The sequence below is a fragment of the Sulfitobacter sp. PR48 genome, from assembly GCF_028807335.1.
Classification (GTDB): Bacteria; Pseudomonadota; Alphaproteobacteria; order Rhodobacterales; family Rhodobacteraceae; genus Sulfitobacter.
Map to the genome: position 1 here is coordinate 208,344 of NZ_JARAMM010000008.1, position 26,426 is coordinate 234,769.

Here is a 26,426-nt window from a genome sequence, read left to right on the forward strand (position 1 = left end):
CCAAAGTTCTGCACTGACGGCTGACTGAACTTACTTCGTGCAAGGAGAATTGAATTTGCAGGAAATCCAACAAAACGGGCTTTGTACGATCTGCGGATACCAGGGAAATTTTCCGCTCGGCAACGAGCGGTCCCTGCGCGAGTCCTATGCCTGCCCCAACTGCAGATTCACCCTGCGCTGGCGTGATCAGGCCAGCGTCATCATCGACGAATTCGGTCGCGGACAGGCCCTGTCGATCGACGATCTCGTCTCGAAGAAGCTGCTGCAGGACGTCGCCATCTACGAACCTGCTCTGCGGGGGCCCTTTGTCCAGCGGCTGCGGGGGCTGAAGAATTACACCAGGTCCTATTTCCGGCCAGATGAACCGCTTGGCACCGAATCGTCGGATGGCGTCCGCAACGAAGACCTGACCCAGCTGACCTTCGACGAGGACAGCTTTGACCTGATCATCTCATCCGATGTGATGGAGCATCTGCCCAACATCGAACTTGCCTTTGCCGAGACACTGCGCGTGCTGCGGCCAGGCGGGGTGCATGTCTTTACGATCCCCAACGATTTTCCCTTCCCCGACCGCACGGAGCCGCGCGTGAAGATCGTGAACGGCCAGGAGATCTTTACCAAGCCCGCGCGTTATCACAATTCCGGAGACGGGACGAAATGTCTGGTCTACACGGATTACGGGGCCGATATTTCCGACATGCTGCGTTCGCTTGGCGGTCGGCTGGCGGTGGTGCGCCGCAGCATTGCCCATAATCCAAGCCATTCCAATGCCACCTTCGTGCTGCGCAAGATCGTGTCCGCCGGCGCGCGGCGCCCGGTCAGCCACCTCGGGCAAAGCCCGGCCTTCAAACACCAGCCGCCAAACCCCGCCCCCGCCCTCGCGAAATCCGGGGGCGGCGAGGTTTCGGCTCAGACCCCCGAACTGGAATGTCCGATTTGTCAGGGAACGGAATTCGAGGCCTTCAACGGGCGCAACAATGCCCGGTGTACAAAGTGCAGAAGTGTGGAACGCAACCGGCTGATGTGGATGACGCTTGACCGGCTTGGCGGTTTCCAGCCCGGCAAACGGGTTCTGCATCTTGCGCCGGAGCTGGGGCTTGCGCGCAAGCTGACGGAATTGTCCGGCGAGGCCTATCAGGGCGCTGATCTGGATGTAGAGCGCTACAAGAGCAAGTTCATCAAGATGCGCAAGCTGGACCTGTGCACCGATCTGGGCGAAATCCCCGATGCCAGCTACGACATGATCCTGCACAGCCATGTTCTGGAACATGTGCCCTGCGACGTGGAAACCGTCCTGCGCGAGATGGACCGGATTCTGGCACCGGGCGGCGTTCATTTCCTGTCTGTCCCGATCCGGGGCGAAAAGACCGTCGAGGATCTGTCGCCGGATCTCACCGATGCCGAGCGGCTCGCGCGGTTCGGGCAGGAGGACCATATGCGGATCTTCGGCTCTGCCGACCTGCAGGCGCTGCTGACCGGGGTCTGGGGACCGGGCGAGCACCTTGTCGAACCGATCCAGTTGTTCAAACGCGATGATCTGCGCCGCGCCGTCATTCCGACTGTCGCCTGGCAGGGCATATCGGGTCACAGCATCTTTCATTACAAGAAAGGCGCGCGCCCGCCGGCGGAGGCGTTTTCGCCTCCAAAGCGGAAAGAGCAGCCTCCAGCGCCCGAACCCGCCGCGCAATCTTGGGCAGCCCCGGCTGCCAATGCCGCACCGATCCTCTCGATGGTCCGTGCGGAACGCGACGCGATGGGGACTGTCTTTCCTGCCGAAGATGTCCCGCCCGGGTCTGATGCCATCCTGGGGCTGGGTGCGCTCCGGCGCGACCAACCCTGGCCGGATTTTCCCTGGGACGAACACGCGCCCTTTCTGCTGGCGCTGGATTGCAACGGCGACGGCGGCCGCGAGATCATTCAAAGCCTGCTGATCGAAAAAGATATCCGCCTGATGGTCGAAATCGGCTGCTTTCTGGGCGGATCCGCCCTGCACTGGCTGAACACCAAGCCGGATCTCGAACTGATCGGCGTGGACCCCTGGAATGGCAACTGGGCAGAGTATGTCGAGAGCATGTTGACGCATCCGACGATGTCCCGTCACGTCGAGCACCTTTCCGACGGCGAAGTGGAACGGATTGTCGGCCTGTTGCTGGAATACGGCAACTACCCCGTGGCACTGAACAATCTGCGCGCCTACAAGGACCGCTTTTATCCGCTGCGTCTTTCGTCACCGGAAGCATTGTATTATCTGCGCCGCCGCGACATCATCCCGGACCTGATCTATATTGATGCCTTCAAGCACCAGGTCGACCTGCAGATTGCGCATCATCTTTTCCCGGATGCCATCCTGTGCGGTGACGATTGGCTTTGGCCGGACGAGACCGGCAAGTTCGTCATGCAGGATGTGGTCAAGAACTTTGCCCATGAACAGGGTTTCGAAGTCGAGGCCAAGCGTCAATCCTGGGTGCTGCATCGCCGATGAGCGCAATGAGCCCGTCAGTCCTGCACAGGTTCAAGGGTCAGGATCGGCCCGACATATATCCGCAATGGCGTTTCCCGGACGCCCTTGCGCAACTGGACGTCGTCGGCGGGGGCCGTGGGAGAGATCCTCAGGCCCCCCAGTTCCCTGCCGCGCATCTTGTCAAAGGCCAAGACGCCGATCCTGGTCGTGTTGCTGTGGGGATCAATCGTGGCCAGGGGCATCGCTTCACCCGAAGGGTCCAGTGTCACGGTGTTGCGCCCACCACTGAGGTGATAGAGGTGCACAAGGCCCTGCGCCCGTATCGTCCGGTCCAGTTCAAGTATCGCCTCGCCCCCCTCGATCCGCGCGAAATCAAGGGACAGGCCAAGGCAGTCGTGGCGCTCTCTCGGCCAGGGCGACAGCGCCTTTGCAGTCGACAAGACCCTGCGACGCAAACGCGGACGGGGCAGGCTGCGCCCCGTCAACGAGGGCTCGCGGCGCAGGAAATCGGTCAGAAAGGGCGTCAGCGTTTCCGCCATGGCTTCGCCCCCCTCTTTCGTGGTGTGCGTTTCATCGCGCATCCATGCCGCGATCTGATCGGCCCCGTGCCGTTCGATCCAACCTGCGGACAAGTCGATCAGCGGCAAATCCAGTTCCGCGCAGAACCGGCGGACAAGGGCATCGAAATCGAGATAGACCTGCCCCGTCCAATGCCGCAGGTGCAACATGAAGGCCGCCTCTGCCCCGCAATCCTGAACCGTGAGGAGGATATCCGCCAACAGCTCCCGACCGTTCTCCTCGGTCGAAAGCGGATGCATGGCATAGGCCGAAGAATTGATTTCCAGCAGCACATGGGTAAACGGCCCCAGCAACTCTGCCGCCGTCCGGATAAACGGGGGAATGACCTGTGGCTGCAAGGCGCCCAAACCGACGCGAAAGGCTTCCAGCCCCGGCCAGGCCTCCTGGAGACGTTCGATTGTCGGGACGGAAAAGCCATTTGTCGTGGCCACATTCGAAAACCCGATGATCAAGAGCCTTGGTTCAGTTCTGGTCATTTGTGCCGTCTTCTCTTTGCCGTTTTATCGCATAAGATGATACGCTTGCCAGATATGCAATTCCAAGTTGTTAGATGCGTCAGAAGGAACCACCGATGACGCAAGTGCCGGATGCCCTGCACCGCCCTGCCCCGGCGACTTGCGGCTTGCTGCCCGCGGTCGTCCTGTCGCATGCGGACACCAGACCCGGGCAGATTGCATTTCACTACATCACCCCGGCAGCGCCATCGCAGGAGCTGACCTATGGCGCGCTGGCGCAGAATGCGCGCGCCCTGGCAGGCGGGCTTTTGGCAGCAGGTTGCGAAAATGGCGCGCGGGTGGCCCTCATCTGCGGCCACGGCCCGGCATTCATCACCGGGCTTGTCGCCATTCTCATGGCCGGATGCGCGGCTGTGCCTGTCGTCTTCCCTGCGGGGGCCATCATGCGGTCGCGCGCCGCGGCAATCCTGCGGGAGGCCGGTTGCGCGGCGATTCTGACAGGCGCAAGCCGAGCGGAGATTGAAGCCGCAGGCGCGGATGATCTGTTCGCCGGGCATCCCCTGCTGCTGATCGACGAGCTTGCAAGCCGGGGCGGGTCACAAAGCAACCCGGCATTGCCCCTTGTGCGGCCCGAGGACGTGGCAATCGTGCAATATACCTCGGGCTCGACCAGCGCACCGCGCGGGGTGCTGGTGACCCATGCCGCCCTGGCCGCGCAGCAACGGGCAATTGCAGCGGCGGTCCAACCGCGCGCGCAGGAGCGGTCAGTGACCTGGCTGCCCCCGGAGCATGATATGGGGCTGATGGGCGGATTGTTGTTCAACCTCTGGCGGGGTCATACCACCTGCGTGCTGGCCCCTGCGGCCTTCATCAATCGGCCGATCCGGTGGCTGGAGGCGATCAGCCGTTTCAAGGCGACCCTGTCGGTGGCACCGAATTTTGCATATGACCTGTGTGTGCGGACCATCCCGCAACACCGCCGCGCCGGGCTGGACCTGCGGTCCTGGCGGGTGGCGTTGAACGGTGCCGAACCGGTGCAGGCGACGACATTGGACAGTTTCGCGCAGGCCTTTGCGGACTCCGGTTTCGACCGCCGGGCCTTCCTGCCCTGCTATGGACTGGCGGAAGCGACGCTACTGGTCGCGGGGGCAAGCGGGGGCAATGGTGCCACAACCGGCTGGTTCGACCCCGAGGCGATGGCACAAGGCATCGTCGCGCGGGCCGGGGCCGGACAGGGCCGGCAGCTTGTTTCTTCCGGGCCGGTCTGGACAACCGGTGGCATACGAATCGTTTCAACCGATACCGGTCACCCCTGCCCGCCGGAGCGGATCGGCGAGATCTGGATCGCGGGCGACAGCATGGGCAGCGGCTATCTCGGCCTGCCGGAGGCCAGCCGGGATACCTTTGGTGCCTATACCGTAACGGGGGACGGCCCCTATCTGCGCAGTGGCGATACCGGCTTCCTGCTTGACGGAGAACTTTTTGTGACCGGTCGCATCAAGGACATCGTCCTGTGGCATGGACGTACCCTGCACGCCGCCGATCTGGAGCGGGCGCTGGATGGTGTCGAACCCCGTGTCCGGCAACGGCGCCTTGTGCTTCGGCAAACCGGCGCGGGAGAAATTGTGTTGATCGCAGAAGTTCCGCCAAACCGGGATGCCGCGCCGACGGCCACAGCAGGCCAAGACGACCAGGCACTTGCATCGCGTCTTTGGCGGCGGCTGTTGGCAAAAACCGGGGTCGAGGTCGATCAGGTCATGCTGGTGCGCCCCGGCACGCTGCGCTGGACATCCAGCAGCAAGATCAGGCGCGCCGCCAGCCATGCCCGGCTGCAGGATGAGCCGGATCGGGTGATTTGCGACTGGAGGCCGGACCATGGGAAATCCCGGCAGGCGCAGCTTGCCGCGCTGCGCGCGCTGGCGGACAGCGCCCGCAATGGCCCGCCCGATGCGGCGGCGCTGCTGGCGTTCTTCCTGGCATGGGTCGCTGCCGCCACGGATGTGCCGCTGGATGAGGTCGATCCAGACCTGCCCTGGAGCGATCAGGGGCTTGATTCCCTGATGATGACCGACCTCTCGCTGGATCTGGAAAGCGTGCTCGGCGCGCAGATCCGGACCGAAGACCTGTTTGATCAGCCCGACCCGCGCATGTTGGCCCTGACATTGGCACGCCGGATGGTGGCACCGCAGCCATGACGGCGCAGGTTCCCATTGCGGTGGTTGGCATGGCCTGCCGGTTTCCGGGCGCAGAGTCTGCGGCGGACCTGGCTGATATGCTGCGGACCGGCCGGATCGGGACGGGCCCGGTCCCGGCTGCGCGTCTGGCGCTGATGGGGGTAAAGGAGCCGCCCGCCCCGGCGATGGGCCTGCTGGCGGGCATCGACAGCTTTGATCGCCACCCCTTCCGCATCTCTGCCAATGAAGCGCCGCTGCTGGACCCCCAGCAGCGTCTGGTTCTGGAAATGGCCTGGCATGCCCTGGAAGACGCGGGCCTCTCCCCGGCCCGTCTCGACGGCATGCCGGCGGGTGTCTATGTCGGCGTGGCATCCTCCGATCATGCATTGCGGATGGCGCGGTCACCGGATTTCGCCAGCAATGCCCATCTGCCCAATGCGGTACAGAATGCCGCGGTCTCCGGCAGGGTCAGCTATTGCCTTGGCCTGACCGGGCCGTCGCTCACGGTGGATACGGCCTGTTCTTCGGGGCTGACCGCCGTGACCCTGGCCGGGGACGCCTTGCGCCTGCAACACTGCGATATTGCCCTGGCCGGCGGTGTGAATGTGCTGCTGGACGCGGCGGGTTTCATGGCATTGGGGAAAATGAATGTCCTGTCACCCTCGGGCCAGACCCGGCCTTTCGATGCGGCTGCGGATGGTTTCGTGCGTTCCGAAGGCTGCGGCATGCTGGTGCTCAAACGGCTGCCGGATGCGCTGGCGGGCAACGACCGTATCCACGCCATTCTGCCGGGCTGGGCGACGGGACAGGATGGGCGCAGCAACGGGTTGAGCGCCCCGTCGCGCGCCGGTCAGGCGCGGGTCATCTCAGGCGCGATGCGCTCTGCCGGGGTCACGGTGGAGGACATCGGCGCAATCGAGGCGCATGGGTCGGCGACTGCACTGGGCGACGCCATCGAAACCCTGGCACTCGCGGATGTATTTTCCGGCAGAAAGCAGCCTCCCGCTGCGCTGGGGTCCATCAAGGCCGCTGTCGGACATCTGGAGGCCGCGGCGGGTATCGCAGGCCTGATCAAGGCCATCGTGATGGTGCGCGACAACATCCTGCCCGGCCAGCCCTGTTTCGACGACCCCTCCCCCCGGGTCGATTGGAAATCGCTTCCGTTTCAGGTGCCGCAGACCACAGGCCCATGGCAGAGCCCGCGCCGGATCGCAGGTGTCAGCTCTTTCGGGATGAGCGGGCTGAACTGTCATGCCATTGTCAGTTCTGCCGATGATCGCGCAGTGGCAGATCCCGCTGCCACGGTGCGGGCGACAGCCACCAGCCACCTGTTCCTGCTTTCAGCCGCAAGCCCGGCGGCGCTTCGGGAGCGGGCAAAACAGCTTCTTGCCGCGCTGGAGGACCCGCAGGTCTGCCTGCACCGGCTGGCAGCCACGGTGACGCGGCGCTGGACCGGTCTGAACCGGCGCGCAGGGTTCCAGGCGCGCAGCATCGCCGAGGCGAGAGAGGCCGCAGGCAGGATCGCGTCCGGACCACCACAGGACCCCAAGCGGCTGTTGGGCCCGGTGATGCTTGAGACGCCGGAGCCCTTGGCCGGGGCCGATTATGCCAGCCTGCGCCGGGCCTGCCCGGACCTTGTCGCATCGCAGGCCGATGGTTCGGGTGCCACCGCTGTCCCCGCCCCAGGCGGGGAGATCGCGACAGCCCTGCTTGCGCTGCATCTTGCCGGTGCGACGCTTGATCCCCGGGCCCTCGCAGAAGCAGACCCCACGGCACCGGACCTGCCGGGATACCCATTCGACCGGCAGCGCTGCTGGTATGTTGACGCCCCGTGATCGGTCACGTTGAAAACAGGCATTCAGGTCAGGCATTTCAGGTTCGGCAGCGGGACACAGTTGCCGTCACGCCTGCGCATTGACGCAGCACCCGCCCTGCGCCTCAGCTCACATTGGATGTCGCGCTGCCGTTCACCGCAAGCACCAGCAGATAGCCGGAGACATCTTCCTCGATCGCGCGCCCATAGGCATGCATCGCATTGGCATGCATTACCTTGGCAAAGGGGGCAGCGGTATCGTCAAGGATGTCTGTGATCTCAAGGGGTTGCAGATCGGTTTCAACCAGGGTCCGGGCATATTCGCTGATCGAGGCTTCACTGTTGGCGGCGGGAATGAAGGTTGTCGGCCTGCGTGCCAGAACATCGGTCAGGATCAGGCGTCCGCCGGGCACAAGCACCCTGCGGGCCTCTTCGAAAAAGCGGCGGCGGGGGTGGAAATGCATGGCGGCTTCGACAGCATGGATGCAATCAATGCTCTGATCCGGAAAATTCAGCGCCGTCGCGTCCATCTGCCGGAAAGTTATGCGCGGACCGGCGTGATGGCGTTCCGCATGGGCGATCTGGCGCGCGGAATAGTTGATTCCGGTGATTTCGGCCTCCGGGTAGGCTGCCGCGAACAGCCCGGTACAGGCGCCCAGCCCGCAGCCGACATCCAGCAGGCGGCGGGTGTTGCCGCGCCCCTGATCGGTCTCCACATGCAGTTGAACCAGCCTTGCCGCGGCCTCGGCCAGCGTGGTGATCCGCCCGCCATCGGCGCTGCGCCAATACCCATAATTGTACAGATCACTTGCACCGAAAAGGCGACGCAGTGCAGGATGGAGAATAGCGAAATCATAATCGCTTTCCTTCAATCTCAGGTCGCGCTCGCTTGACATGGATCTCCTTTTAGTTGTCCTTGGATGAAAACGAATATAGCATTCCAGGTGAATTGCTATCTTTCATTTCACCGCGGAAAGGACCTCCATGGCCAGCACCGGAACATCACAGGACACCCTGGGCGCGACTGCGGTCAGCGACTGGATGGTAAACTATATTTCGTCCGTGATCGACATGCCGAAGGACTCTTTCCCGGTCAACGAGCGTTTTGACAATTACGGCCTGGATTCCGTCGAGATCACCATCATGTGCGGCATGATGGAGGAGCAATACGAGATCGAGGTCAGCCCCGGCGAAGTCTTCAACAATCCTTCGGTTGCCGCATTGTCCGCGCATATCGCGCAGCGGATCAGCGAGCGTTCCGCCACAGTATGACAGCGGACGCGCCCGGATCGGAAGGCTCGGGGGAGGTTCTGATTTCCGGCATGTTCGACATGCTCAACTTCGGCGATCTGATGTTCCCCGTGGTGGCGGCACATGAGCTGGGCCAGCGCGGATACCGGGTGCAGGCGCTATCGCCAACCGGGGCCACGGTCGCCCTGAAGCAGGCCATGCCGACGCGGCCCCTCTGGTCCGCCCTTGATCCCGACAGGCAGTTTGCCGGCATGCTGATCGGCGGCGGCTATCTCGTTCATACCCACCGGATGGACAGCCTCAGGGAATATCGCGGCCAGGGTATCGGCGCGGCGGTCGCACCCGCCGTCTGGCTGGGATCGACGCTGGCGGCGGCATTGCGTGACCTGCCCCTTGCCTGGAATGCGCCGGGTGTGCCGCATCCGCTGCGTCCGGGTGTCGACGCGCTCGCGGCTGCGGCCTTTGGCGCGGCGGATTACCTTTCGCTGCGGGATGCGGGTTCTGCCCGGATGGCCCAGGCCCCCGGGGCAAAGATCGTGCCGGACCCGATTCTGGGCCTTGCCTGGGTCTGGCCGCGGGAGGGGTTGGCAGAGGATTTCCTGCGTCTCTGCGCGCAGATGGGGCTGGAACGACAGGATCGCATCCTGGCCGTTCACGTCCGGCAAAGATCGCTTGGGGGTGAGCCGATCCCGTCTTTTGCGGATGGTTTGGCGGCAGCCTGCGTGTCGCTGGATCTGACGCCTGTGCTGATCGGCCTGGGCACGGCACATTCCGACGACCGGATCGCACGCGAGATCACCGCGGCATTGCGCGACCGGGGCATCGCGGCGGCAGCGCTGGACCGGCCAGAGGGGTTGCGCGATGTCGCGGCCCTGCTTGCCCATGCCAGGGCCTATGCAGGCTCTTCCCTGCACGGCTATATCGCGGCGGCGGCCTATGGCGTGCCGGGGATCTTGGTGGCACGGCCAGCCTACCGGAAATTTGACGGTCTGGTGGCCCATCTGGAGCGCCCCAGGGACCTTGTGAACAGCTGGGACGCGGCGCTGGCGGCACTGCCCGGAACATGTGCGGCCCCGCAGACCAGATTGCCCGACGCCGTGCCGGAACAGCTTTGCCAGCATTGGGACAACATTGCCGCCGCCTTTGCGGCCGGACCGGCCCCAAAGCGGCAGGCAAGGCTGCGTTTCGCAGCGCTTGCCATGCGCGCCGGGCTGGAACAGGCGGGACCGGACTGGGCGATGACGCCTTTCACAACCGCAAAGGACCGCGCAGCCGCGCTGGATGGCACCGACCTGCTCGAAATGGAGCCTTTCTAGATCATGACACAGCAATCCCCTGCCCGCCTTGCCGGATTGGACGAGACCCAATGCGAGACCTTTCGCCGCGACGGGTTTCTGCACCCGGTTGACGTGATGCCCGAGACCGAGGCCAAAGCCCTGAGAGCGCAGATCGAGGCGCTGGAGGCGCGCAAGCACGGGCGTTTGTCCGGCCTGACGCGTGCCAAGCCGCACCTGTTGCTGCCCTACCTTTGGGACGTGGTCCATGATGCCCGTATCCTTGACAAGGTCAGCAGCCTGCTGGGGCCGGATATCATCTGCATCGGCTCCAGCGTGATCGACAAACCCGCCCGCTCGGACGGATATGTCGCCTGGCATCAGGACGCGACGTTCTGGGGGCTGACCGAAAACCAGGGTGCCACGGCCTGGCTTGCCCTGAGTGACGTCACAAGCGGCTCCGGCGCCATGCAGGCGATCCCCGGAACGCATGCACGGCAGCTTCGCCATCTGGACACCGCTGACGACAAGAACATGCTGGGCGCCAGAGAGGCGGTCGACAGCCAGCCTGACCTCAGCCGGGCGGTCTGGATGATGTTGAAACCGGGGCAGATGTCGCTGCACCACCCGCTGGTGCTGCATGGGTCGGGGCCAAATGCCTCTGACGACCGCCGCCTGGGCTTTGTGATCCGCTATACATCCGCGCAGGTCCGGCAGGAGGGGGGCTCCGCGACGCTGGTGCGCGGCAGGAACCTGGCGCAGGTCCCCCTTGAAGTCCGGCCAGAGGCGGAAATGGACCCGGCGGCACTGAAACGGCACGCCGATATCATCCGCCAGGCCGCCAACGTCATCCGCACCGCCAAGGCGCGCCATCTTGCCGAAGCGGCGGCTGGCAAGGACCAACTGCAATGACGGGCACATTTGCACAGGATTTCGCGCGCGAAGGCTTTGCCAGCCCGATCAGGGTGATGCCGCAGGCGGCGGCGACAGAGCTTGTGGGCCGTCTTGAAGAGGCCGAACGCCGGCTTGGCCGGGAAGGGTTTGCGCGGCTCAATGCAAAAAGCCATCTGCTTTATCCGTTCCTCTGGGACCTTGTTCATGATGACCATATCCTTGATCACGTCGCGCAAATTCTCGGGCCGGACATCCTGTGCTGGGGATCAAGCTTCTTTTCCAAGGATGCCGGATCCTCCAGCGTGGTGCCATGGCATCAGGACGGCACCTGCTGGGGGCTGGATGCGCCCAAGGGGGTGACCGCATGGCTTGCCCTGACCCCGAGCACACCGCAAAGCGGCTGCCTGCGGGTGGTGTCGGGCAGCCACCTGAGCGCCGTGCCCCATGCGGTCAGGAACGCCCCCTCCTCCATGCTGCCACTGGGCGAGGAAGTGGCGGGAGAGGTTGATGAGGCAAATGCGGTGAACTGCCCGCTTGAACCGGGTGAAATGTCGCTTCACCATGTCACGCTGGTGCATGGGTCTGCCCCCAATCAGGCAACCTCCGGCAGGCGCATCGGTTTCGCGATCCGCTATATCGCGGGCGATGTCAGGCAGTTGGGCGATCAGAAGGGCTATGCCACCCATGTGCGGGGGCGCGATCACGGAACCTATCTTCTGGAGGAACAACCGCAAGCCGATCTCGAACCGGCGGCCCTGCGGCGCTACCGCGACATCCTGCGGCACTCGGCCAGTCTGGTGCAGCGCCAGGCGGCGGGGCTGGACCAGCAGCCCCGCTAGCTGCGGGTCAGCGCGCCTGTTGTCGCATCATAAAGCCAGCCGGGCGCGCGCTGCTTGCGCGGTGGTTTGCCGCGCAGACGAAGATAGTTTCGCGTGGCTTCCTTTACGATTATTACCGCCTGAGCCGGATCGGAAGTCGATGTGCCGCCGTGGATCTGATGAAATGTCGCGACCCCGGCCATGCGGATAAACTGTGTACCGGCGTGGTTCAGCGCCCGGTCCAGCATGTCGGGATTGCACATGCCGCCGCCCGGCTCCGTAAAGATGGGATCAAAGCCGCCAAGGGCCGACCAGGTGTCGCGATGCAGGAACAGGGCATTCGATTCCAGTATCGGCCCGGTGACCTGAGCCTCTTCAGGCCATGACACGGCAAATAGGTCCGCTGCCGGATCGGGCCAGCCGGCCTGCGCCAGCAAAGCATCCTCGGTCGCCCTGTCATATCCATGCTGCGTTGCGCTGGCCTGACGGTCGAAGCCGAACTGGCGATTGGGCACGGCTATCACCGGGGCCGGATGCGCCTCGGCTGCGCGCGCCACAGCAGCCAGGAGCCCGGATGACGCCATGCGCGCGCCGTCAATCCATGCGCCGACGATCCTGCCCCGCGCCAGTGACAGCGCCTGGTTCATCGCCTGGACCGGCGACGGGGCGGGGTTGCTTGCCGCGATGATCTGCGGGACCGGTGTCATCTTTGGCGCGACAGGCAGATGTCCGGAGCCGTTGTCGACCACGATGATTTCCCAGCTCAGTCCTTCGGCACCCTGCTGAAAATCGCGTGACAGCGACCAGAGCGTGCGCGGCAACTCGCGGTCCATCCGCCAGCATGTGATCGCGATTGAAATATCGGGTGCCGCCATCTCAGCGCCTTCCGTTTGCGAGACACTGGGCTTAACCTGCACAACGGCACCATTCTTTTGAAGACAGGCCCGCATATGCGCACATCGGAAATCAATTCTCAAGCCTTCGGCCCGTCCACGATCCGCGAGGCGGCGGACGCCAATCGCGATCCCATCCTGGTCGGCACGCCCTGGCGGCGCGGCTATGGTCATTGGCAGGTGTCGCGCATGCGGGATGTGCGCGCCGTGCTGGCGCACCCGGGCACCACAACCGACGATCTTGCTTTCAGGGTGTTTTCCCGGTTCCGTGAAAGGCACGGTGGTGTTGACAGCATTTTCCGTCTGTCCCGCCAGATCAGCCGCGCGCACCGCACCCCCAACGACGCCGAGCGCATGGACGCCATCACCGTCACCAAACGGTTACTGGAATGCCTGCCCGCGCAGGATTTCCGGTCTCCCCTCGCCGCGCTGGTTGCTTCGGGCGAAACCGAGGCTGACGCGATGGCAATGGCAGTGCAAAAGCCGATCATGGAATGGCGCGCCGCGGCACTTGGGATCAATGCGGCCCTGGGTCAGGAAATCGAGACCGACAGCATTGACATATTGGCAAGCCTCGACCGCACCGCGATCCCCGATTTCATCAAGCTGGAGCCAAAGGCCGCGCGCATCATGGGCAATCTCTCGGCGATGAACGTCGGTTGGTCCGCCGGGCAGAAAATTCCGCTGATACATTTGATTTCCCCCGCCTTTCTGGCAATTGAGCCCCTGTCCAAGACCAGCGGTCTGATGCTGGCGCATCTGGCCGACAATCCGGACCTTCAGGATACGCTGCGCAACCGCGCGGAACTTCGCCCGGCCTACCTGCGGGAGGTGGAGCGCCTGCTGGGGGCGGTGCGCTACGTCGCCCGCCAGATCGGGCCCGCCGGTCTGGATCTGGGTGACATGCATTTGCCGCCTCATTCTCTTGTGTCCTGCGATCTGGCGGCGGCCAACCGCGATCCGGAACTTTGGCAAGACCCCGAGGCTTTCCGTTTCGACCGGGCGCGCCTGCAGACAGCCACGTTTTCCTTTGGCTCTCTTGCCTGCACCGGCAGCCAGTTGAGCCGCCTGTTCCTCAGCACCCTTCTGGATGCCGCTCTGGAAACCGTGCGCCTTGCAGCACCGTTCACCGCCAAGCCGGATGACCGGAGGTTCGCCCGATGGTCGATGATACGGGGATACGAGAGCTGCCGGCTGCGTTTTGCCGCAATCTGATGGGATAAACCTTTGAATTTCAGATCATTGCAACCATAGCGATAAGATGCAAAGTATCATGCCATCAGCGGTTTGTATCTTGTCTGTTTTGGTTCACTTTTCACGCCCCACCCGCCCGTAGCGGTCCGGAGAATCCCATGCCTGATTCCAATGAGCGCCGTATCGCGATTTTCGGCACTTTCGACGTTGAAAACTACGGCGATCTGCTGTTTCCACTGCTGGCACAACAACGGCTTGCGCCTGCAGGCATGGATGTTGTCGCGGTCTCACCGACCGCCGGGGTGACCCGCTACCGCGATACGGTTCCGGTCATTTCGCTGGCGGAATTTGCCAAAACGGCGGACAGCTTTGACGGCATCCTGATCGGCGGCGGGAACATCGTACACATCCGCGATTTCGGTCTGCCGGGCTATGATGAAAACGCCTATCCCGCCCTCTGGGCAGGCGCAACGGCCCACGCCCTGCGCCATGGGCTGCCGGTGGTGTGGAACGCGCCCGGTGTGCTGGCGCCGGACGGGACAGCGCCCGGCCCGGACTGGCTGCAGCGCGTCGCGGCAGCCGCCAACCGTTTTGCCGTGCGGGACACACAAAGCGCCGATGCGATGGAGCGCTGGGCGGGCCGTCGCCCGGAGGTGATGCCGGACACGGCAACCGATCTGCCGCACCTCTGGCCTGAAACGGCGCTGAAGCGGCGCTTTGCCAGGATCAGAAAGAAACTGAGAATCCCGAAAGCGCGGCCGGTGATCGCGCTCCACGTCAAGGCACGCAGCCTGCGCAGAACCTCCGTCGCCGATTTCGCGCAACAACTGGATGCAGCCCTTGAAGCCGCCGGCGCAACCGCCGTTCTGATCGCAATCGGGCGCTGCCATGGCGACCACGAACTGGCCCAGGCGCTTCATGCCGCGGCGCCCCGCCATACCATTGCCTACGACGATGCCGATACCCTGCAAGACATCGCCGCCGTCATTGCGGGGGCAAACGCCTATCTTGGGGCCTCCCTGCACGGCCAGATCACGGCTGCGGCCTATGGCGTCCCGGCGCGGCTGGTCGCCGTGCCGAACCTGCACAAGTTTGAAGGTCAGGCGATCCAGATGGACCGGACTGCGGATGTCGTGGACAGTTGGGAAACCGCGCTGAAGGATCTGCCCCGCGTTCTCGAACAGCCCAAACAAGCCCTGCCTGACGCAATCGCGCCACAGCTTGAGGCCCATTGGAACCGGGTCACCCAGATCTTTGCCGCCGGGAAACAAGCTGCGGCGCATGGCGACATCTTTCCAGATGCCGCGATTGAAACAGCACTTGCCGACGCCGTGGCAGAGATGCGGCAGGGATCGGCAGCCCCCGCCACATCCGGCAAGGACGCGCCCCCACCCGCCGATGACACGCCCCCCCCTGCCCAGCTGGCGTGGGACGCCAGGGCGTTTAACGGGCTGATCGCCGATCAGGACTATGCAGCGGCAGACAGCTATGTCGGCAGCCATCTTGCCCAGACCCCTGCGCATCTGCCCGCACGTCTGGGCGAAGTGCGCCTGGCAATGGCCCGCGATGAACCCCAGAAGGCCCTCGATCTCTCCGCGAAACTGGCCGAGGAATCGCCGGCCAACCCCTGGGTCTGGAGCACTCACCTCAAGTGTCTGGCCAAGGCGGGACAGACAGATGACGCCATGGCTTGGTTTCTCGCCGGGCTCGATATGCCGGACATCGACGAAACCATGCTGAAGGCCGCAACCGGCGATGTGTTGTCGTCGATGCCCATGCAGGCGCAGGTCGCCTTTCTCAAGACGGCGCTCGAAAAACGCCCCCAAAGCACGCATTTGATGCTGCGCCTGGCAATGCGCGCTGATGTGAGCGGCGATTACCAGCTTGCGCTCGACCTGTTCAGGAAAGTCGAACAGGACGGCCCCCTGCCCGATTACGCGGCCAAGGTGCGCAATCATCTGCGTTCAATCGAACTGTCCTTGCCCGACGCCCTGGACCGTCTGCAAAGCGATGTGGAGGCCGGTGCAGAGGATGTTGTCAGCCTGTGCCGGCTGTGCAGGCTGGCCGCTGCGGCGGGGCGGTTCGACCTGTCGGTTTCGGCGCTGCGGCGGGCGCTGGAACTGCATCCGCTGGAATGGCGGACGGTCTACAGGCTCAATCGTGTTTTCCTGACGCGGGCCGAGGACAGGAAGATATTCGCGGCCCTCAAACGGCTCGCGACAACCAAGGCGCCGGAGCCCGCCTGGCTGCTGCAATACGCGCTTTTCGCCCTGCGCGCCGGATACAAGGGCGAAGGCCGTGAAACCCTCTTGCTGCTTGCCGAAACGGAACTCCTGGGCCCGACCGCACGCAGCCTGCTGGCCGCGCTTGATGTCCTTGGCAAAGCCCGACCGCGCAAAGCGGTGCTTGGTGACGGCGATGTCAGGATTGTCAGAAAGCGGGGCGCAGAGAACATCGTTGTGGTGTTTGAAGGCCTGATCGGCGGGCTGAGTTACATCAACAGCCGGTATCTGGATAAGGTCATGGCGGATATTCCGGCACATATCATCTATCTGCGCGATCCCCACGGGCAGATATTCCTCAAGGGTGTGCCCGAGCTTGGCGCAGATGAAGCGGCAATGCAGGCGGCACTGGCCGCGATGATTGCAAAGCTTGGCCAGGGCAAGGTGGTTGCAATCGGAGGATCGGCCGCCGGATTTGCGGCCCTGCGCACCGGCCTGGCAATTGATGCGGATGCCGTCATTTCACTGGCGGGCTTTGTCACGCCCGGCGCCGCCAAAGCCGGGGACGCTGACCATGCCCGGCGCGGCATGGCGGAGATCTTCGGAGCCGATCTGGACGCCTTCGATCTGCGCCAGCAGCTTCGGTCACACCCCAAGCTGCAACTGACACAGGTTGTCGGCAGCAACTACGCGCCCGACATGACCCGCCTGCGCGCGCTCGACGACATAAAGAACGCCCAGGCCATTGTCCTCGACGGTATCGACACCCATCACGTCGCCTTGCCCGCGGTGACGGACGGCACCCTGAAACGCCTGCTGAACGACGCGCTGTCGTAGGTATTCGTCAAAGGGCCGGAGGCCGGGAACACGAGCATGGTTCGGGAGCCAAAGGGCCAAACCGGGCGGTGCCGCTGCTGTGAAATGGGTTGAATGGCGGGCCGAAGACGGCGAAACCGGGAACTACACCTACGCTATAGCTCTACAAACTGATTCACAAACTCGATGGCGTCGCAACTGACGACCATCAAAAATATCAGAGTGGACCTTCATGCACCGCGCAGCGAAAGTCAGCGTCGAGCCCAACCTGTGCTCTCAAAGTAAAGACCCATTGCCAAAGCAAGGCTTTGGCAGCGCCCGAACCGCCCCCACGGGGCGGGCGCTACTCGCCCACCCCTCGGTTCGGGCGCGACCTGTTTCGAATGTCGGACATGTCAGCTCTGTCCGCTTAACTGACCTTCACACGTGTCGCAGCGAAGGGCGGGAGAGAGCCCGGAGTTACATGAGGCGTCAGCCGGGCCAGCGCCTGCCCGGGGTGGGCGATGCTGACCTTGGTTCATGCCACTTTATTTCTCAACCGTGATGAATCCTAACGAGGGAACAACTAGCCTCACCAAATCGCCTACCCGTCATGCCGAAGGCATGCCGAGATCAACGGCGCACCTTCGGTGCGACGGGCGGGCAGGCGATGGCCCGGCGCCTTCGGCTTGTTCCGGGCCTGGGTGCTCATGTTTGATGGCAGCTCTGTCCGCTCTGCTGACATCGAAACTGGAAGCTACCTTTGTCCGCTTCTCCGCGGGCACTGCGAAACCGAACAGCAATGGCCACCGCCCTCCGGTGATAGGCGGGAAATAGGCTGTTTTTGGTGGCAATCGGCGGTGAATGGCGGAGGCTCAGGGATTCGAACCCTGGGGACGCTCTCACGCCCGCCGGTTTTCAAGACCGGTGCATTCGACCACTCTGCCAAACCTCCGCAACGCCCCCCTCCTAGAGTGCCGCAATCGATTCGGCAAATGCTCCGATGTGCCGAATTTACCGGCCGTCACACGGGGAAATTTGCCGATCAGGGCAGCCCAGCCTTTTCAGGCTGTCCCTTGCAGGTTAGAGTGCGGCAAAACCCTCGTCCAAGGGGGTGTTGAGCGTTGCCGCAAGTTGCGGCGTGAAATGGCCCATCAGGCCAGCAGGCAAGGACGACAAATTGATGAGCAGGCTTATTTCCCGCCCCGACAGCCGCGCAGGCCGTTTGACCGTGATGGCAGGTCTGGTCCTGTCGGTGGGCCTGTTGGCAGGCTGCGAAGACACCGGGCAGCTTGGCTTCCTCAAGCCCAAGGCACAGGCCAGCACGGCAGGTGCCACCCGCTCCACCAAGCTGGTGGAACGCGATGTGGAGGCACCCGAGGTCTTCAACGTGACAGACCAGGGATTGTGGGATGGCCGCCCCTCGCTGGGGGGCGTCTGGGTGGCGCATCCCGATGTGACCGAACCCGAGCGGGTGATCATCCGCAACGAGGCGAACGGGAAGTTCGTGATTGGCGCCCTGTTCCGGCGCGAGCGTGAACTGCCCGGCCCGAACCTGCAGATGTCATCGGACGCCGCTGCGGCGCTGAATGTTCTGGCCGGCGCGCCCGCACCGCTGAACGTGATTGCCCTGCGCCGTGAAGAGGCCGAAGAAACCGCCGAAGCCGAGGCCGCCGCCGCGAGCGTGCAGGCCCCATCGGATGTGACGGAAACAACGCTGGACCCCATCGCATCGGCCGAACAGGCCATTGATGCGGCAGCACCCGTGGCACCCGCGGCGGCCGCCCCTGCGGCCCCGGCGGCAGCAAAACCTGCGGCACCTGCCCCGAAACCGGCATCCAGCCTGTCCAAACCCTATGTTCAGATCGGCATTTTCAGTGTCGAAGCCAATGCCGAACGCGCGGCCAAACAGATGCGCGGCGCCGGGCTGGTCCCGACGGTCAAGAAATCAGAAATCAATGGCAAGCCGTTCTGGCGTGTCGTTGTCGGCCCGGTCACCAGCCAGTCCGAACTCAACAGCCTGGTCAAGAAGATCAAGGGCGAAGGGTTCTCGGACGCCTATGCCGTGTCGAGCTAATCACAGGAGCTTTCCCAGACCATGATCCGCCACTTCGCTGCCTGCCTGGCGCTGATCCTGTTCAGCCTTCCCGCCCAAGCCTTCGAGACCAAGGCAAGTGCCGCCTATGTCTATGACCTGACCACCGGCACGGTGCTTCTGGCCAAGAATGCGGACCAGCCGCTGCCGCCCGCCTCCATGTCCAAGCTGATGACGCTATACATGGCCTTCGAAGCGCTGGAGAACGGGCGGCTGGAACTGGATGACGAATTGCTCGTCTCTGCCGATGCGGCGTCCTACGGCGGTTCCACCATGTTCCTGCAGCAGGGCGAACGGGTGTCGGTCGAAGATCTGCTGCGCGGCATCATCGTGCTGTCGGGCAATGACGCCTGTGTGGTCCTGGCAGAGGCGCTGTCGGGGACCGAAGCGCGTTTCGCCCGCGACATGACCACCCGTGCGCAGCAGCTGGGCATGACCAATTCGACCTTCATGAACTCCAACGGCTGGCCCAAGCCGGGCCACCGCATGTCGATGCGCGACCTCGGGTTGGTGGCCACCAAACTGATCACGGAATTTCCGCAGTTCTACCCGATGTTCGCTGAAGAGGAGTTCCTGTTTGATGCCAACGAGTCGGCGAACCGCTACAACCGCAACCCGCTGCTCAAGCTGGGGATTGGCGCGGACGGTCTGAAGACCGGCCACACATCCGAGGCGGGCTACGGGCTGGTCGGATCGGCCAAACAGGGGAACCGGCGCGTGGTTTTCGTGATCTCGGGGCTGGATACCGCCGAAGCACGCGCGCAGGAATCCGAAGCCATCGTGAACTGGGCCTTCCGCCAGTTCTCTGAACGTACCCTGGGCGAGGCCGGCACGCAGATCACCGAAGTGCCTGTTGCGCTGGGTGCCGTGCAGACCGTGGGGCTGGAGCTGAAAGACAAGCTGACGATGCTGACTCCCTTTACCGGCAGCAATGACGTCACGGCAGAGGCGATCTATCAGATGCCTTTCAAGGCCCCGATCGAAAAGGGCGCCGAGATGGGGGAACTGGTGATCACCCGCGAAGGCCTGCCGGAAGTGCGCGTACCGCTGGTTGCCTCCGATGATGTGGCCCCCGGCGGCTTCATGATCAAACTGGCCGCAGCGGCGCAGCATCTGCTGGCGCGGATCAATGCAGGTCCGCAGGAAGCCTCGTGAGCGACAAGGGGCTGTTCATCAGCTTTGAGGGCATCGACGGTTCGGGAAAATCCACCCAGGCCAGGCTGCTGGCCGATCATCTGCGCGACGCAGGCCGTGACGTGATCCTGACGCGGGAGCCCGGCGGCTCTCCCGGGGCGGAGGAGATCCGCGCATTGGTCCTGCAGGGCGATCCCGACCGCTGGTCGGCGGAAACCGAGATTCTGCTCTTCACTGCCGCGCGCCGCGATCATCTGGAACGCACCATCCGGCCCGCGCTTGCGGCGGGCAAGGTTGTGATCTGCGACCGTTTTGCGGATTCGACCCGGATGTATCAGGGCCTGTCGCGCGGCGATCTGCGCGGCGTCGTGGACCGGTTGCATGACCTCATGATCGGGGTCGAGCCGGATCTGACCATCCTGATCGACATGGACCCCACCGAAGGGTTGAGCCGCGCCCTGTCCCGCAAGGGGGCCGAGGAACGGTTTGAGGATTTCGGCGAGGATCTGCAAAAGGCCATGCGCGCGGGGTTCCTGGCGCTTGCCGATGAATTTGCGGACCGGTTCCGGGTTGTCGACGGCGCAAGGGCCGTCGAGGCCGTGGCGGCAGATGTCCGCGCGGTGGCGGACGAGTTTCTGCCCAAGCGGCGCGCCTGAAGGCTGGCACCGACATGCGCGCGGCTTGCGCCTCATGCGACACCAGACGCCCGCAAAAACAGCAAAAGGCCCCGCAAGGGGGCCTTTTCCGGAGGTACGAGGTCGGGGAAGTGTTATTCGCGTTCCAGCACGAATGTCCCGCCGCCGCCGATGAGGATCGGCGCGCCGCCGGGCCGGTCCGTCACGACAACCGTGGCCGGTCCGACAGCCGCCTGCGCCTGACCGCCGCCAACCGGGCCAAGGAAGGAACCGCCGAGGCCAAGGTTGACCTGACCGATGCTGCCGCTGACCGGATCAACCAGTTCGCCACCCATGTTCAGGGTGAATACGTTGGTCACGACTTCGGTGGGTGCGCCGGGGATTGGCGGCACGCCGGGGGGCAGGATGATCGGCTGAGTCTCCTCAGAGAGGACCGACGGCGCGATACCGTCTGCACTGTCCAGCGTACCGTCGAGGGTGAAGGCCTCGCCGCCCAGTTCGCCACGGAAATTGGTGGCGGTCCCGGCAATGGTCTCATTGTCGAAATCCGCCTGAACCTCCAGATCGCCAAGCGCAAAACCGGTGGTATTGGTGTTGTCGTTGGCGGTGATGTTCAGCAGCGTGGAGCCGCGGAACGTGCCCTGCCCCACCAGTTCGACACTGGTCGGCGCCAGGCTTGTGGTGTTCGACAATTCGTCGAATTTGGCGTCATATTCGGCGCGGGTTGCAGCCGGTCCGCCGCCGGGTCCGCCCCCCGGTCCGCCGCCAACCGCATTGCTGGTGCAGGCCGCCATCGCGAGGCATGCTGCCCCCAGCAGACCGGCACGTAAAATACTTTGATTGTTCACAAGAATTTCCCCTTCGTGGCTCAAAACACATTCAGATGGATGCCCTCCGGCCCGGCACGGAATTCGCAGGGCACAGGCAGAACCATGCGTTCAATAGCCTTGTGAAACGGCGTTTGGTCACTCCCCCAATCGGGGGATGCAGGGGCAATTCGGGCTTTTATGTGACCTTTGGCGCACAAGTTGCGACCACAGGTTGTTGCCAGTGGCTTGACGGTGCCATCCCGCCACCGCCCCCTTTCAACCGCCGCGATCCGTGGTAAACGAAACCCATGAACGACGAGGTCCCACATCCCGATCAGCTCGACGGTGCCCTGCATCCGCGCGATACCCCCGCCCTGATCGGACAGGCGGAGGCCGAAGCGGGATTCCTGGAGGCCTGGAACAGCGGCAAGCTGCATCATGCCTGGCTGCTGAGCGGTCCGCGCGGTGTGGGCAAGGCAACCCTGGCCTGGCGGATTGCGCGTTTTGTCCTGGCCACGCCCGATCCCGACGCGGGCGGCATGTTTGACACGCCTGCGCCCCGGACCCTGGACATAGATGCCGGTCATCCCGTTGCACGGCGCGTGGCCTCGGGCGGTGAAGGCGCGCTGAAATCCGTCACCCGCAGCGTGAACCCGGACACCAAACGGATGCGCAAGCAGATCGTGGTCGATGACATCCGCGCGCTGAACGGTTTTTTCCAGATGTCCGCCGCCGACGGCGGGCGCCGCGTGGTGATCATCGACGATGCGGATGTGATGAACGTCAACGCCGCGAATGCCCTGCTGAAAATGCTGGAAGAACCGCCCGCGCGGGCCATTTTGCTGCTGATCAGCCACCAGCCCTCCGGGTTGCTGCCCACGATCCGGTCGCGCTGCCGCACCCTGCGGCTGGGCAGGCTTGACCCCGATCAGATGGCGGCGGCCCTTGCCGCCTCCGGCGTCGCGGTCGATGGCGATCCGGCGGCCCTGGCCGAACTTTCCGGGGGCTCGGTCGGCGGGGCCCTGCGGCTGTCGCTGATGGGCGGGTTGCAGATCTATGCGGAACTGATCGGCCTGCTGTCCTCGATGCCGCGCATGGACCGCGCCCGCGCCATCAAACTGGCCGAAGCCGCCGCCCAGCGCGGGGCGGAAGAAAAGCTGAACCTGCTGTTCACCCTGGTCGACCTGATGCTGGCCCGGCTGGCACGGACCGGGGCCACAGGTGCGCCGCCCGCAATCGAGGCGGCAAGGGGCGAGGCACAGACCCTGGCGCGGCTGGCCCCCACGCCACATCAGGGCCGGATCTGGGCCGATCTGGCGCAACAGGTCTCCGACCGCGCGCAACATGGGCTGGCGGTCAACCTTGACCCTGCCGCGCTGGTCCTAGATACCCTGCTCAAGATCGCAGAAAACGCGCCGCGCTAGGATTACAGGCATGACCCCGCAGATCACCGACAGCCACTGCCACCTCGATTTCCCCGATTTCGAAGGCCAGTTGCCGCAGGTCATCGCCCGCGCGGCAGAGGCTGGCGTGACACGTATGGTCACCATCTGCACCAGGCTGCGCAATGAACCCGCCGTGCGCGCCATTGCCGAGGCACATGCGCCGGTCTTTTACGCCGCAGGCACCCACCCGATGTCCGCCGCCGCCGAACCGCTGGTCAGCCATGACACGCTGATGGCGCTGACCCGCCACCCCAAGATGGTCGGGATCGGCGAAACCGGTCTGGATTACCATTACACCGCCGAAAGCGCGGATGTGCAGAAGACTTCGCTGCGCATCCATATTGCCGCTGCGCGCGCCTCCGGGCTGCCGCTGATCATCCATGCCCGCGACGCCGATGACGACATGGCCGCGATCCTGACCGAGGAATATGCAAATGGCGCATATCCCTGCGTCATGCATTGCTTTTCCTCATCGGCTGGACTGGCCCGCACCGCGCTGGACCTGGGGTTCTACCTCAGCATGTCGGGCATCACCGCCTTTCCCAAATCGCAGGAACTGCGCGACATCTTTGCCAATGCGCCGCTGGACCGTATCCTGGTCGAAACCGACGCCCCCTATCTCGCCCCGCCGCCGCACCGGGGCAAGACCAACGAGCCCGCCTTTACCGCCCATACCGCGCGCCGCGCGGCCGAGACCTTCGGCCTCGACTACGCCGATTTCGCCGCGCGCACGCAGGAAAACTTCGACCGCCTGTTCAGCAAGGCTGCGCAGTTTGAAAAGGCCGCCTGATGGCCGAGATGCGGGTCACGATACTGGGCTGTGGATCCTCGGGCGGCGTGCCCCGTCTTGGCGGGCACTGGGGCGACTGCGACCCCGGGGAACCGCGCAATCACCGCCGCCGCTGTTCCGCGCTGGTGGAGCGGATCACCGATGCAGGCACCACCACGGTGCTGATCGACACCTCCCCCGACATGCGCAGCCAGTTGCTTGACGCAGGTGTGGGGCGGCTGGACGGGGTGCTATATACCCATGCCCATGCCGATCACGTGCACGGGCTGGACGATCTGCGGATGATCGTCATCAACATGCGCGCGCGGCTGCCGGTCTGGGCCGATGCCCCCACCCGCGCCGCCCTGCTGGAGCGGTTCGGCTATGCCTTCATCCGGCCCGAAGGGTCGATGTATCCCCCGATCCTGGAAATGAACGACATCGACGGCGATGTGACCATCGACGGGCCCGGCGGCGCGCTGACCTTTTCGCCCTTTCTGGTCAATCACGGTGGCATGGACGCGCTGGGATTCAAGATGAACAATGTCGCCTATCTGCCTGATGTCGTGAGCATTCCCGAAGATGCCTGGTCCCAGTTGCAGGGGCTGACCTGCTGGATCGTCGACGCCCTGCGCCGGGCACCGCATCCGACCCACAGCCACCTGGCCCAGACCCTGGACTGGATCGCAGCGCTGACGCCGGACCACGCGGTGCTGACCAACATGCACAACGATCTCGATTACCGTACCCTTGCCGCCGAAACCCCTGACCACATCGAACCCGCCTATGACGGCATGGTGTTGCGTTTTCCCCTGACCTGACCTCTTTTTGGCTCCAAATATTCCCACGGGGGTCCGGGGGTGTGAAACCCCCGGCGCTCCCGGCAAAGCGAAAGCCCAGATCGTGCAGAACCTTCTCGACGTCATCCTGCCTGTCTTCCTGGTCATCGGCTTTGGCTATTTTGCCGTCTGGCGCGGGCTGTTCCCGATCTCCGGCATTGATGGGGTCATGAAGTTCACCCAGAACTTCGCCATCCCCTGCCTGCTGTTCCAGGCGATTGCGAAACTCGACCTTGGCAGTGATTTCGACCCCGACCTGCTGATCAGCTTCTATGCCGGGGCCGCGATCTGCTTTGCGCTGGGGATCTTTGGCGCGCGGATCTTGTTGCAGCGGCCCTGGGAGGATTGCGTGGCAATCGGGTTTTGCTGCCTGTTCTCCAATTCGGTCCTGCTGGGCCTGCCCATCGCGGAACGCGCCTATGGGCCGGATGCCCTGACCGGCAACTATGCGATCATCGCCCTGCATTCGCCGTTTTGCTACGGTCTGGGCATCACCGTGATGGAGGTTGTGCGCAACCGGGGCCAGTCCACGGTGAAACTGGCAGGCGCTGTCGGGCGGGCGATGTTCAGCAATGCGCTGGTGCTGGCCATCCTGGGCGGTTTTGCCTTCAACCTGACCGGTCAGCCGATCCCCGGCGTTGTCGATGACGCCCTGTCGCTGATCGCCCGCGCCGCCCTGCCCGCCGCACTTTTTGCGCTGGGGGGTGTGCTGATCCAATACAGGCCCGAAGGTGACAAGATTGCCATCGCCATGGTCTGCATGATCGCCCTGCTGGTGCATCCCGCGCTGGTCTGGAGCTTTGGCACGGCCCTGTCGCTGCCGCAGGATGGCTTCCGCTCCGGCGTGCTGACAGCCGCCATGGCACCGGGGTTCAACGCTTATATCTTTGCCAATATGTACGGCAAGGGCCGCCGCGTCGCCGCGTCATCCGTGCTGATTGCAACCGGCGCGTCGCTGCTGACGGTCTGGCTGTGGCTGGAAATACTGGCCTGACACTGCCCCGGCTTCTCAGCCCGCCCATTGCCTGCCGCCATCCATATCAATCACCGTGCCGGACAGGTAATGCACCCTGGGGCTGGCCAGCATGACGGCAAGGTCCGCCACCTCCTGCGGGTGGGCAGGCCGGCCAAAGGGGTATTGGTCCGGGTTCAGCAACTCCGCCCAGCGGTTTTCGTCTCCGAACTGCTGACGCGCCTCGCTGCGAAGCCTGTCTGTCATGCGGTCGGTCCGCGTGGCAGCAGGATTGATGCCAAAGACACGCAGGTTGTCCTGCGGGGTTTCCGCCCCCAGCGCATTGGTAAAGCCGATCAGGGCCGCATTCCCGGCCGCACCGATGATATAGGAGGGCCGCACAGCCCGTCCGCCCATCCCGATGACATTGATGATCGTGCCGGATTTCCTTGCGCGCATCCGGGGGGCATAGAGCATGCAAAGGTGGATATACCCCCAGACCTTCAGCTCGAACCCTGTGCGCCAGTCTTCCATGCTGTGCGCGGACAGCGGGCCGGACTTGATGGCACCGGCGTTGTTCACCAGAATGTCGATGTCCGGCGCCTGGTCAAACAGGGCCGCGCGCGCCTCCTCCTTCGACAGATCCGCCGTGATGTGGCCAATGATCCCGCCGCTGTGTTCTCTTAACTCCTCGGCGGCGCTGCGCAACGCATCCTCCCGGCGAGAGACAAGTGTGATCCGCGCGCCCTCCTGCGCGAATGAACGCGCAATCGCCAGCCCGATGCCTTTCGACGCGCCGGTTACGAGAACATGATTATCCTGCAGGTCGAGATCCATCAGCCAACCTCCGATACAAGGCCCCGGTCCGGCGCAGTTTTGCTGCGCTGACCACCGGCCAGTTTGTGGCAGGGACAGGGTAAGGACA

General features: G+C 64.1%; 21 protein-coding genes and 1 tRNA gene. 16 read left to right on the forward strand and 6 right to left on the reverse strand.

The genetic code is table 11. From position 1 onward, the window contains the following. Positions 1-55 precede the first annotated feature (55 nt). A complete protein-coding gene (locus PVW51_RS12800; RefSeq protein WP_274575393.1) occupies positions 56-2,482 on the forward strand; it encodes a class I SAM-dependent methyltransferase in 2,427 nt (808 codons plus the stop codon). Positions 2,483-2,496: 14 nt separating this feature from the next. On the opposite strand, the gene PVW51_RS12805 is transcribed toward PVW51_RS12800, so the two are convergent. Further along, a complete protein-coding gene (locus tag PVW51_RS12805; protein WP_274575395.1) occupies positions 2,497-3,516 on the reverse strand; it encodes a hypothetical protein in 1,020 nt (339 codons plus the stop codon). Positions 3,517-3,611: 95 nt separating this feature from the next. Between PVW51_RS12805 and PVW51_RS12810 the strand changes: the two genes are divergently transcribed. Then, a complete protein-coding gene (locus PVW51_RS12810) occupies positions 3,612-5,690 on the forward strand; it encodes a non-ribosomal peptide synthetase (RefSeq protein ID WP_274575396.1) in 2,079 nt (692 codons plus the stop codon). Continuing rightward, positions 5,687-7,504: a polyketide synthase gene (locus PVW51_RS12815; RefSeq protein ID WP_274575397.1), complete on the forward strand. Its 1,818-nt coding sequence runs from the start codon at positions 5,687-5,689 to the stop codon at positions 7,502-7,504. Before PVW51_RS12810 ends, PVW51_RS12815 begins: the two co-directional genes overlap by 4 nt. 103 nt (positions 7,505-7,607) lie before the next feature. On the opposite strand, the gene PVW51_RS12820 is transcribed toward PVW51_RS12815, so the two are convergent. Then, the gene (locus tag PVW51_RS12820) at positions 7,608-8,378 is read right to left on the reverse strand and encodes a class I SAM-dependent methyltransferase (RefSeq protein WP_274575398.1); all 771 of its coding nucleotides are present in this window, start codon (positions 8,376-8,378) and stop codon (positions 7,608-7,610) included. An 88-nt stretch (positions 8,379-8,466) separates the two neighbouring features. Here PVW51_RS12820 and PVW51_RS12825 point away from each other — a divergent pair, with 88 nt between their 5' ends. Genes PVW51_RS12825 through PVW51_RS12840 form a run of 4 tightly spaced genes read left to right on the forward strand, consistent with a single transcriptional unit; the run spans position 8,467 to position 11,740 of the window. Beyond that, entirely contained in the window at positions 8,467-8,754 is a 288-nt protein-coding gene (locus PVW51_RS12825; RefSeq protein ID WP_269367040.1) for an acyl carrier protein, read from the forward strand. Next, on the forward strand, positions 8,751-10,049 hold the full coding sequence (locus PVW51_RS12830) for a polysaccharide pyruvyl transferase family protein (protein ID WP_274575400.1): 1,299 nt from the start codon (positions 8,751-8,753) through the stop codon (positions 10,047-10,049). Before PVW51_RS12825 ends, PVW51_RS12830 begins: the two co-directional genes overlap by 4 nt. Positions 10,050-10,052: 3 nt before the next feature. After that, the gene (locus PVW51_RS12835; RefSeq protein WP_274575402.1) at positions 10,053-10,919 is read left to right on the forward strand and encodes a phytanoyl-CoA dioxygenase family protein; all 867 of its coding nucleotides are present in this window, start codon (positions 10,053-10,055) and stop codon (positions 10,917-10,919) included. Next, complete coding sequence (locus PVW51_RS12840; RefSeq protein WP_274575404.1) at positions 10,916-11,740, forward strand: phytanoyl-CoA dioxygenase family protein; 825 nt, start codon at positions 10,916-10,918, stop codon at positions 11,738-11,740. The genes PVW51_RS12835 and PVW51_RS12840 overlap by 4 nt, the downstream gene beginning before the upstream one ends. Here the strand turns inward: PVW51_RS12840 and PVW51_RS12845 are convergent. Further along, the gene (locus PVW51_RS12845) at positions 11,737-12,594 is read right to left on the reverse strand and encodes a glycosyltransferase family A protein (protein WP_274575405.1); all 858 of its coding nucleotides are present in this window, start codon (positions 12,592-12,594) and stop codon (positions 11,737-11,739) included. The genes PVW51_RS12840 and PVW51_RS12845 overlap by 4 nt on opposite strands. A 75-nt stretch (positions 12,595-12,669) precedes the next feature. Here PVW51_RS12845 and PVW51_RS12850 point away from each other — a divergent pair, with 75 nt between their 5' ends. Continuing rightward, positions 12,670-13,827, forward strand: a complete 1,158-nt coding sequence (locus tag PVW51_RS12850) for a cytochrome P450 (RefSeq protein ID WP_274575406.1) — start codon at positions 12,670-12,672, stop codon at positions 13,825-13,827. Positions 13,828-13,964: 137 nt separating this feature from the next. Continuing rightward, the gene (locus tag PVW51_RS12855) at positions 13,965-16,865 is read left to right on the forward strand and encodes a polysaccharide pyruvyl transferase family protein (protein ID WP_274575407.1); all 2,901 of its coding nucleotides are present in this window, start codon (positions 13,965-13,967) and stop codon (positions 16,863-16,865) included. An 823-nt stretch (positions 16,866-17,688) separates the two neighbouring features. Here PVW51_RS12855 and PVW51_RS12860 read toward each other — a convergent pair. Continuing rightward, positions 17,689-17,778, reverse strand: a tRNA-Ser gene (locus tag PVW51_RS12860). A 228-nt stretch (positions 17,779-18,006) separates the two neighbouring features. Here PVW51_RS12860 and PVW51_RS12865 point away from each other — a divergent pair. Genes PVW51_RS12865 through tmk form a run of 3 tightly spaced genes read left to right on the forward strand, consistent with a single transcriptional unit; the run spans position 18,007 to position 20,708 of the window. Beyond that, positions 18,007-18,900, forward strand: a complete 894-nt coding sequence (locus PVW51_RS12865; RefSeq protein ID WP_274575409.1) for an SPOR domain-containing protein — start codon at positions 18,007-18,009, stop codon at positions 18,898-18,900. 21 nt (positions 18,901-18,921) lie between these two features. Further along, positions 18,922-20,073: a D-alanyl-D-alanine carboxypeptidase family protein gene (locus PVW51_RS12870; RefSeq protein ID WP_269367068.1), complete on the forward strand. Its 1,152-nt coding sequence runs from the start codon at positions 18,922-18,924 to the stop codon at positions 20,071-20,073. Next, positions 20,070-20,708 carry a dTMP kinase gene (gene tmk / locus PVW51_RS12875; RefSeq protein WP_274575411.1) on the forward strand — a complete coding sequence of 213 codons (639 nt, stop codon included), beginning with the start codon at positions 20,070-20,072 and terminating at the stop codon, positions 20,706-20,708. The genes PVW51_RS12870 and tmk overlap by 4 nt, the downstream gene beginning before the upstream one ends. A 113-nt stretch (positions 20,709-20,821) precedes the next feature. Here tmk and PVW51_RS12880 read toward each other — a convergent pair whose 3' ends face one another. Next, positions 20,822-21,535: a hypothetical protein gene (locus PVW51_RS12880; RefSeq protein ID WP_269367072.1), complete on the reverse strand. Its 714-nt coding sequence runs from the start codon at positions 21,533-21,535 to the stop codon at positions 20,822-20,824. A 269-nt stretch (positions 21,536-21,804) separates the two neighbouring features. Here PVW51_RS12880 and PVW51_RS12885 point away from each other — a divergent pair, with 269 nt between their 5' ends. The 4 genes from PVW51_RS12885 (at position 21,805) to PVW51_RS12900 (ending at position 25,543) form a co-directional block, all read left to right on the forward strand. Beyond that, the gene (locus tag PVW51_RS12885) at positions 21,805-22,920 is read left to right on the forward strand and encodes a DNA polymerase III subunit delta' (RefSeq protein WP_274575412.1); all 1,116 of its coding nucleotides are present in this window, start codon (positions 21,805-21,807) and stop codon (positions 22,918-22,920) included. A 10-nt stretch (positions 22,921-22,930) separates the two neighbouring features. Beyond that, positions 22,931-23,731, forward strand: a complete 801-nt coding sequence (locus PVW51_RS12890; protein WP_274575413.1) for a TatD family hydrolase — start codon at positions 22,931-22,933, stop codon at positions 23,729-23,731. Then, positions 23,731-24,531 carry an MBL fold metallo-hydrolase gene (locus PVW51_RS12895; protein WP_269367078.1) on the forward strand — a complete coding sequence of 267 codons (801 nt, stop codon included), beginning with the start codon at positions 23,731-23,733 and terminating at the stop codon, positions 24,529-24,531. The genes PVW51_RS12890 and PVW51_RS12895 overlap by 1 nt, the downstream gene beginning before the upstream one ends. A 79-nt stretch (positions 24,532-24,610) precedes the next feature. Further along, positions 24,611-25,543: an AEC family transporter gene (locus tag PVW51_RS12900; protein ID WP_274575457.1), complete on the forward strand. Its 933-nt coding sequence runs from the start codon at positions 24,611-24,613 to the stop codon at positions 25,541-25,543. A gap of 15 nt (positions 25,544-25,558) precedes the next feature. Here the strand turns inward: PVW51_RS12900 and PVW51_RS12905 are convergent, their stop codons facing one another. Next, positions 25,559-26,338 (reverse strand): short-chain dehydrogenase/reductase, encoded by a 780-nt coding sequence (locus PVW51_RS12905; protein ID WP_274575415.1) that lies wholly within the window; start codon positions 26,336-26,338, stop codon positions 25,559-25,561. Between the last annotated feature and the right edge of the window lie 88 nt (positions 26,339-26,426).

Bases quoted from the DNA above. Each gene is read 5' to 3' on its own strand.
- PVW51_RS12805 (WP_274575395.1), bottom strand. From the start codon at position 3,516: ATGACCAGAACTGAACCAAGGCTCTTGATCATCGGGTTTTCGAATGTG.
- PVW51_RS12810 (WP_274575396.1), top strand. From the start codon at position 3,612: ATGACGCAAGTGCCGGATGCCCTGCACCGCCCTGCCCCGGCGACTTGC.
- PVW51_RS12815 (WP_274575397.1), top strand. From the start codon at position 5,687: ATGACGGCGCAGGTTCCCATTGCGGTGGTTGGCATGGCCTGCCGGTTT.
- PVW51_RS12820 (WP_274575398.1), bottom strand. From the start codon at position 8,378: ATGTCAAGCGAGCGCGACCTGAGATTGAAGGAAAGCGATTATGATTTC.
- PVW51_RS12825 (WP_269367040.1), top strand. From the start codon at position 8,467: ATGGCCAGCACCGGAACATCACAGGACACCCTGGGCGCGACTGCGGTC.
- PVW51_RS12830 (WP_274575400.1), top strand. From the start codon at position 8,751: ATGACAGCGGACGCGCCCGGATCGGAAGGCTCGGGGGAGGTTCTGATT.
- PVW51_RS12835 (WP_274575402.1), top strand. From the start codon at position 10,053: ATGACACAGCAATCCCCTGCCCGCCTTGCCGGATTGGACGAGACCCAA.
- PVW51_RS12840 (WP_274575404.1), top strand. From the start codon at position 10,916: ATGACGGGCACATTTGCACAGGATTTCGCGCGCGAAGGCTTTGCCAGC.
- PVW51_RS12845 (WP_274575405.1), bottom strand. From the start codon at position 12,594: ATGGCGGCACCCGATATTTCAATCGCGATCACATGCTGGCGGATGGAC.
- PVW51_RS12850 (WP_274575406.1), top strand. From the start codon at position 12,670: ATGCGCACATCGGAAATCAATTCTCAAGCCTTCGGCCCGTCCACGATC.
- PVW51_RS12855 (WP_274575407.1), top strand. From the start codon at position 13,965: ATGCCTGATTCCAATGAGCGCCGTATCGCGATTTTCGGCACTTTCGAC.
- PVW51_RS12865 (WP_274575409.1), top strand. From the start codon at position 18,007: ATGAGCAGGCTTATTTCCCGCCCCGACAGCCGCGCAGGCCGTTTGACC.
- PVW51_RS12870 (WP_269367068.1), top strand. From the start codon at position 18,922: ATGATCCGCCACTTCGCTGCCTGCCTGGCGCTGATCCTGTTCAGCCTT.
- PVW51_RS12885 (WP_274575412.1), top strand. From the start codon at position 21,805: ATGAACGACGAGGTCCCACATCCCGATCAGCTCGACGGTGCCCTGCAT.
- PVW51_RS12890 (WP_274575413.1), top strand. From the start codon at position 22,931: ATGACCCCGCAGATCACCGACAGCCACTGCCACCTCGATTTCCCCGAT.
- PVW51_RS12895 (WP_269367078.1), top strand. From the start codon at position 23,731: ATGGCCGAGATGCGGGTCACGATACTGGGCTGTGGATCCTCGGGCGGC.
- PVW51_RS12905 (WP_274575415.1), bottom strand. From the start codon at position 26,338: ATGGATCTCGACCTGCAGGATAATCATGTTCTCGTAACCGGCGCGTCG.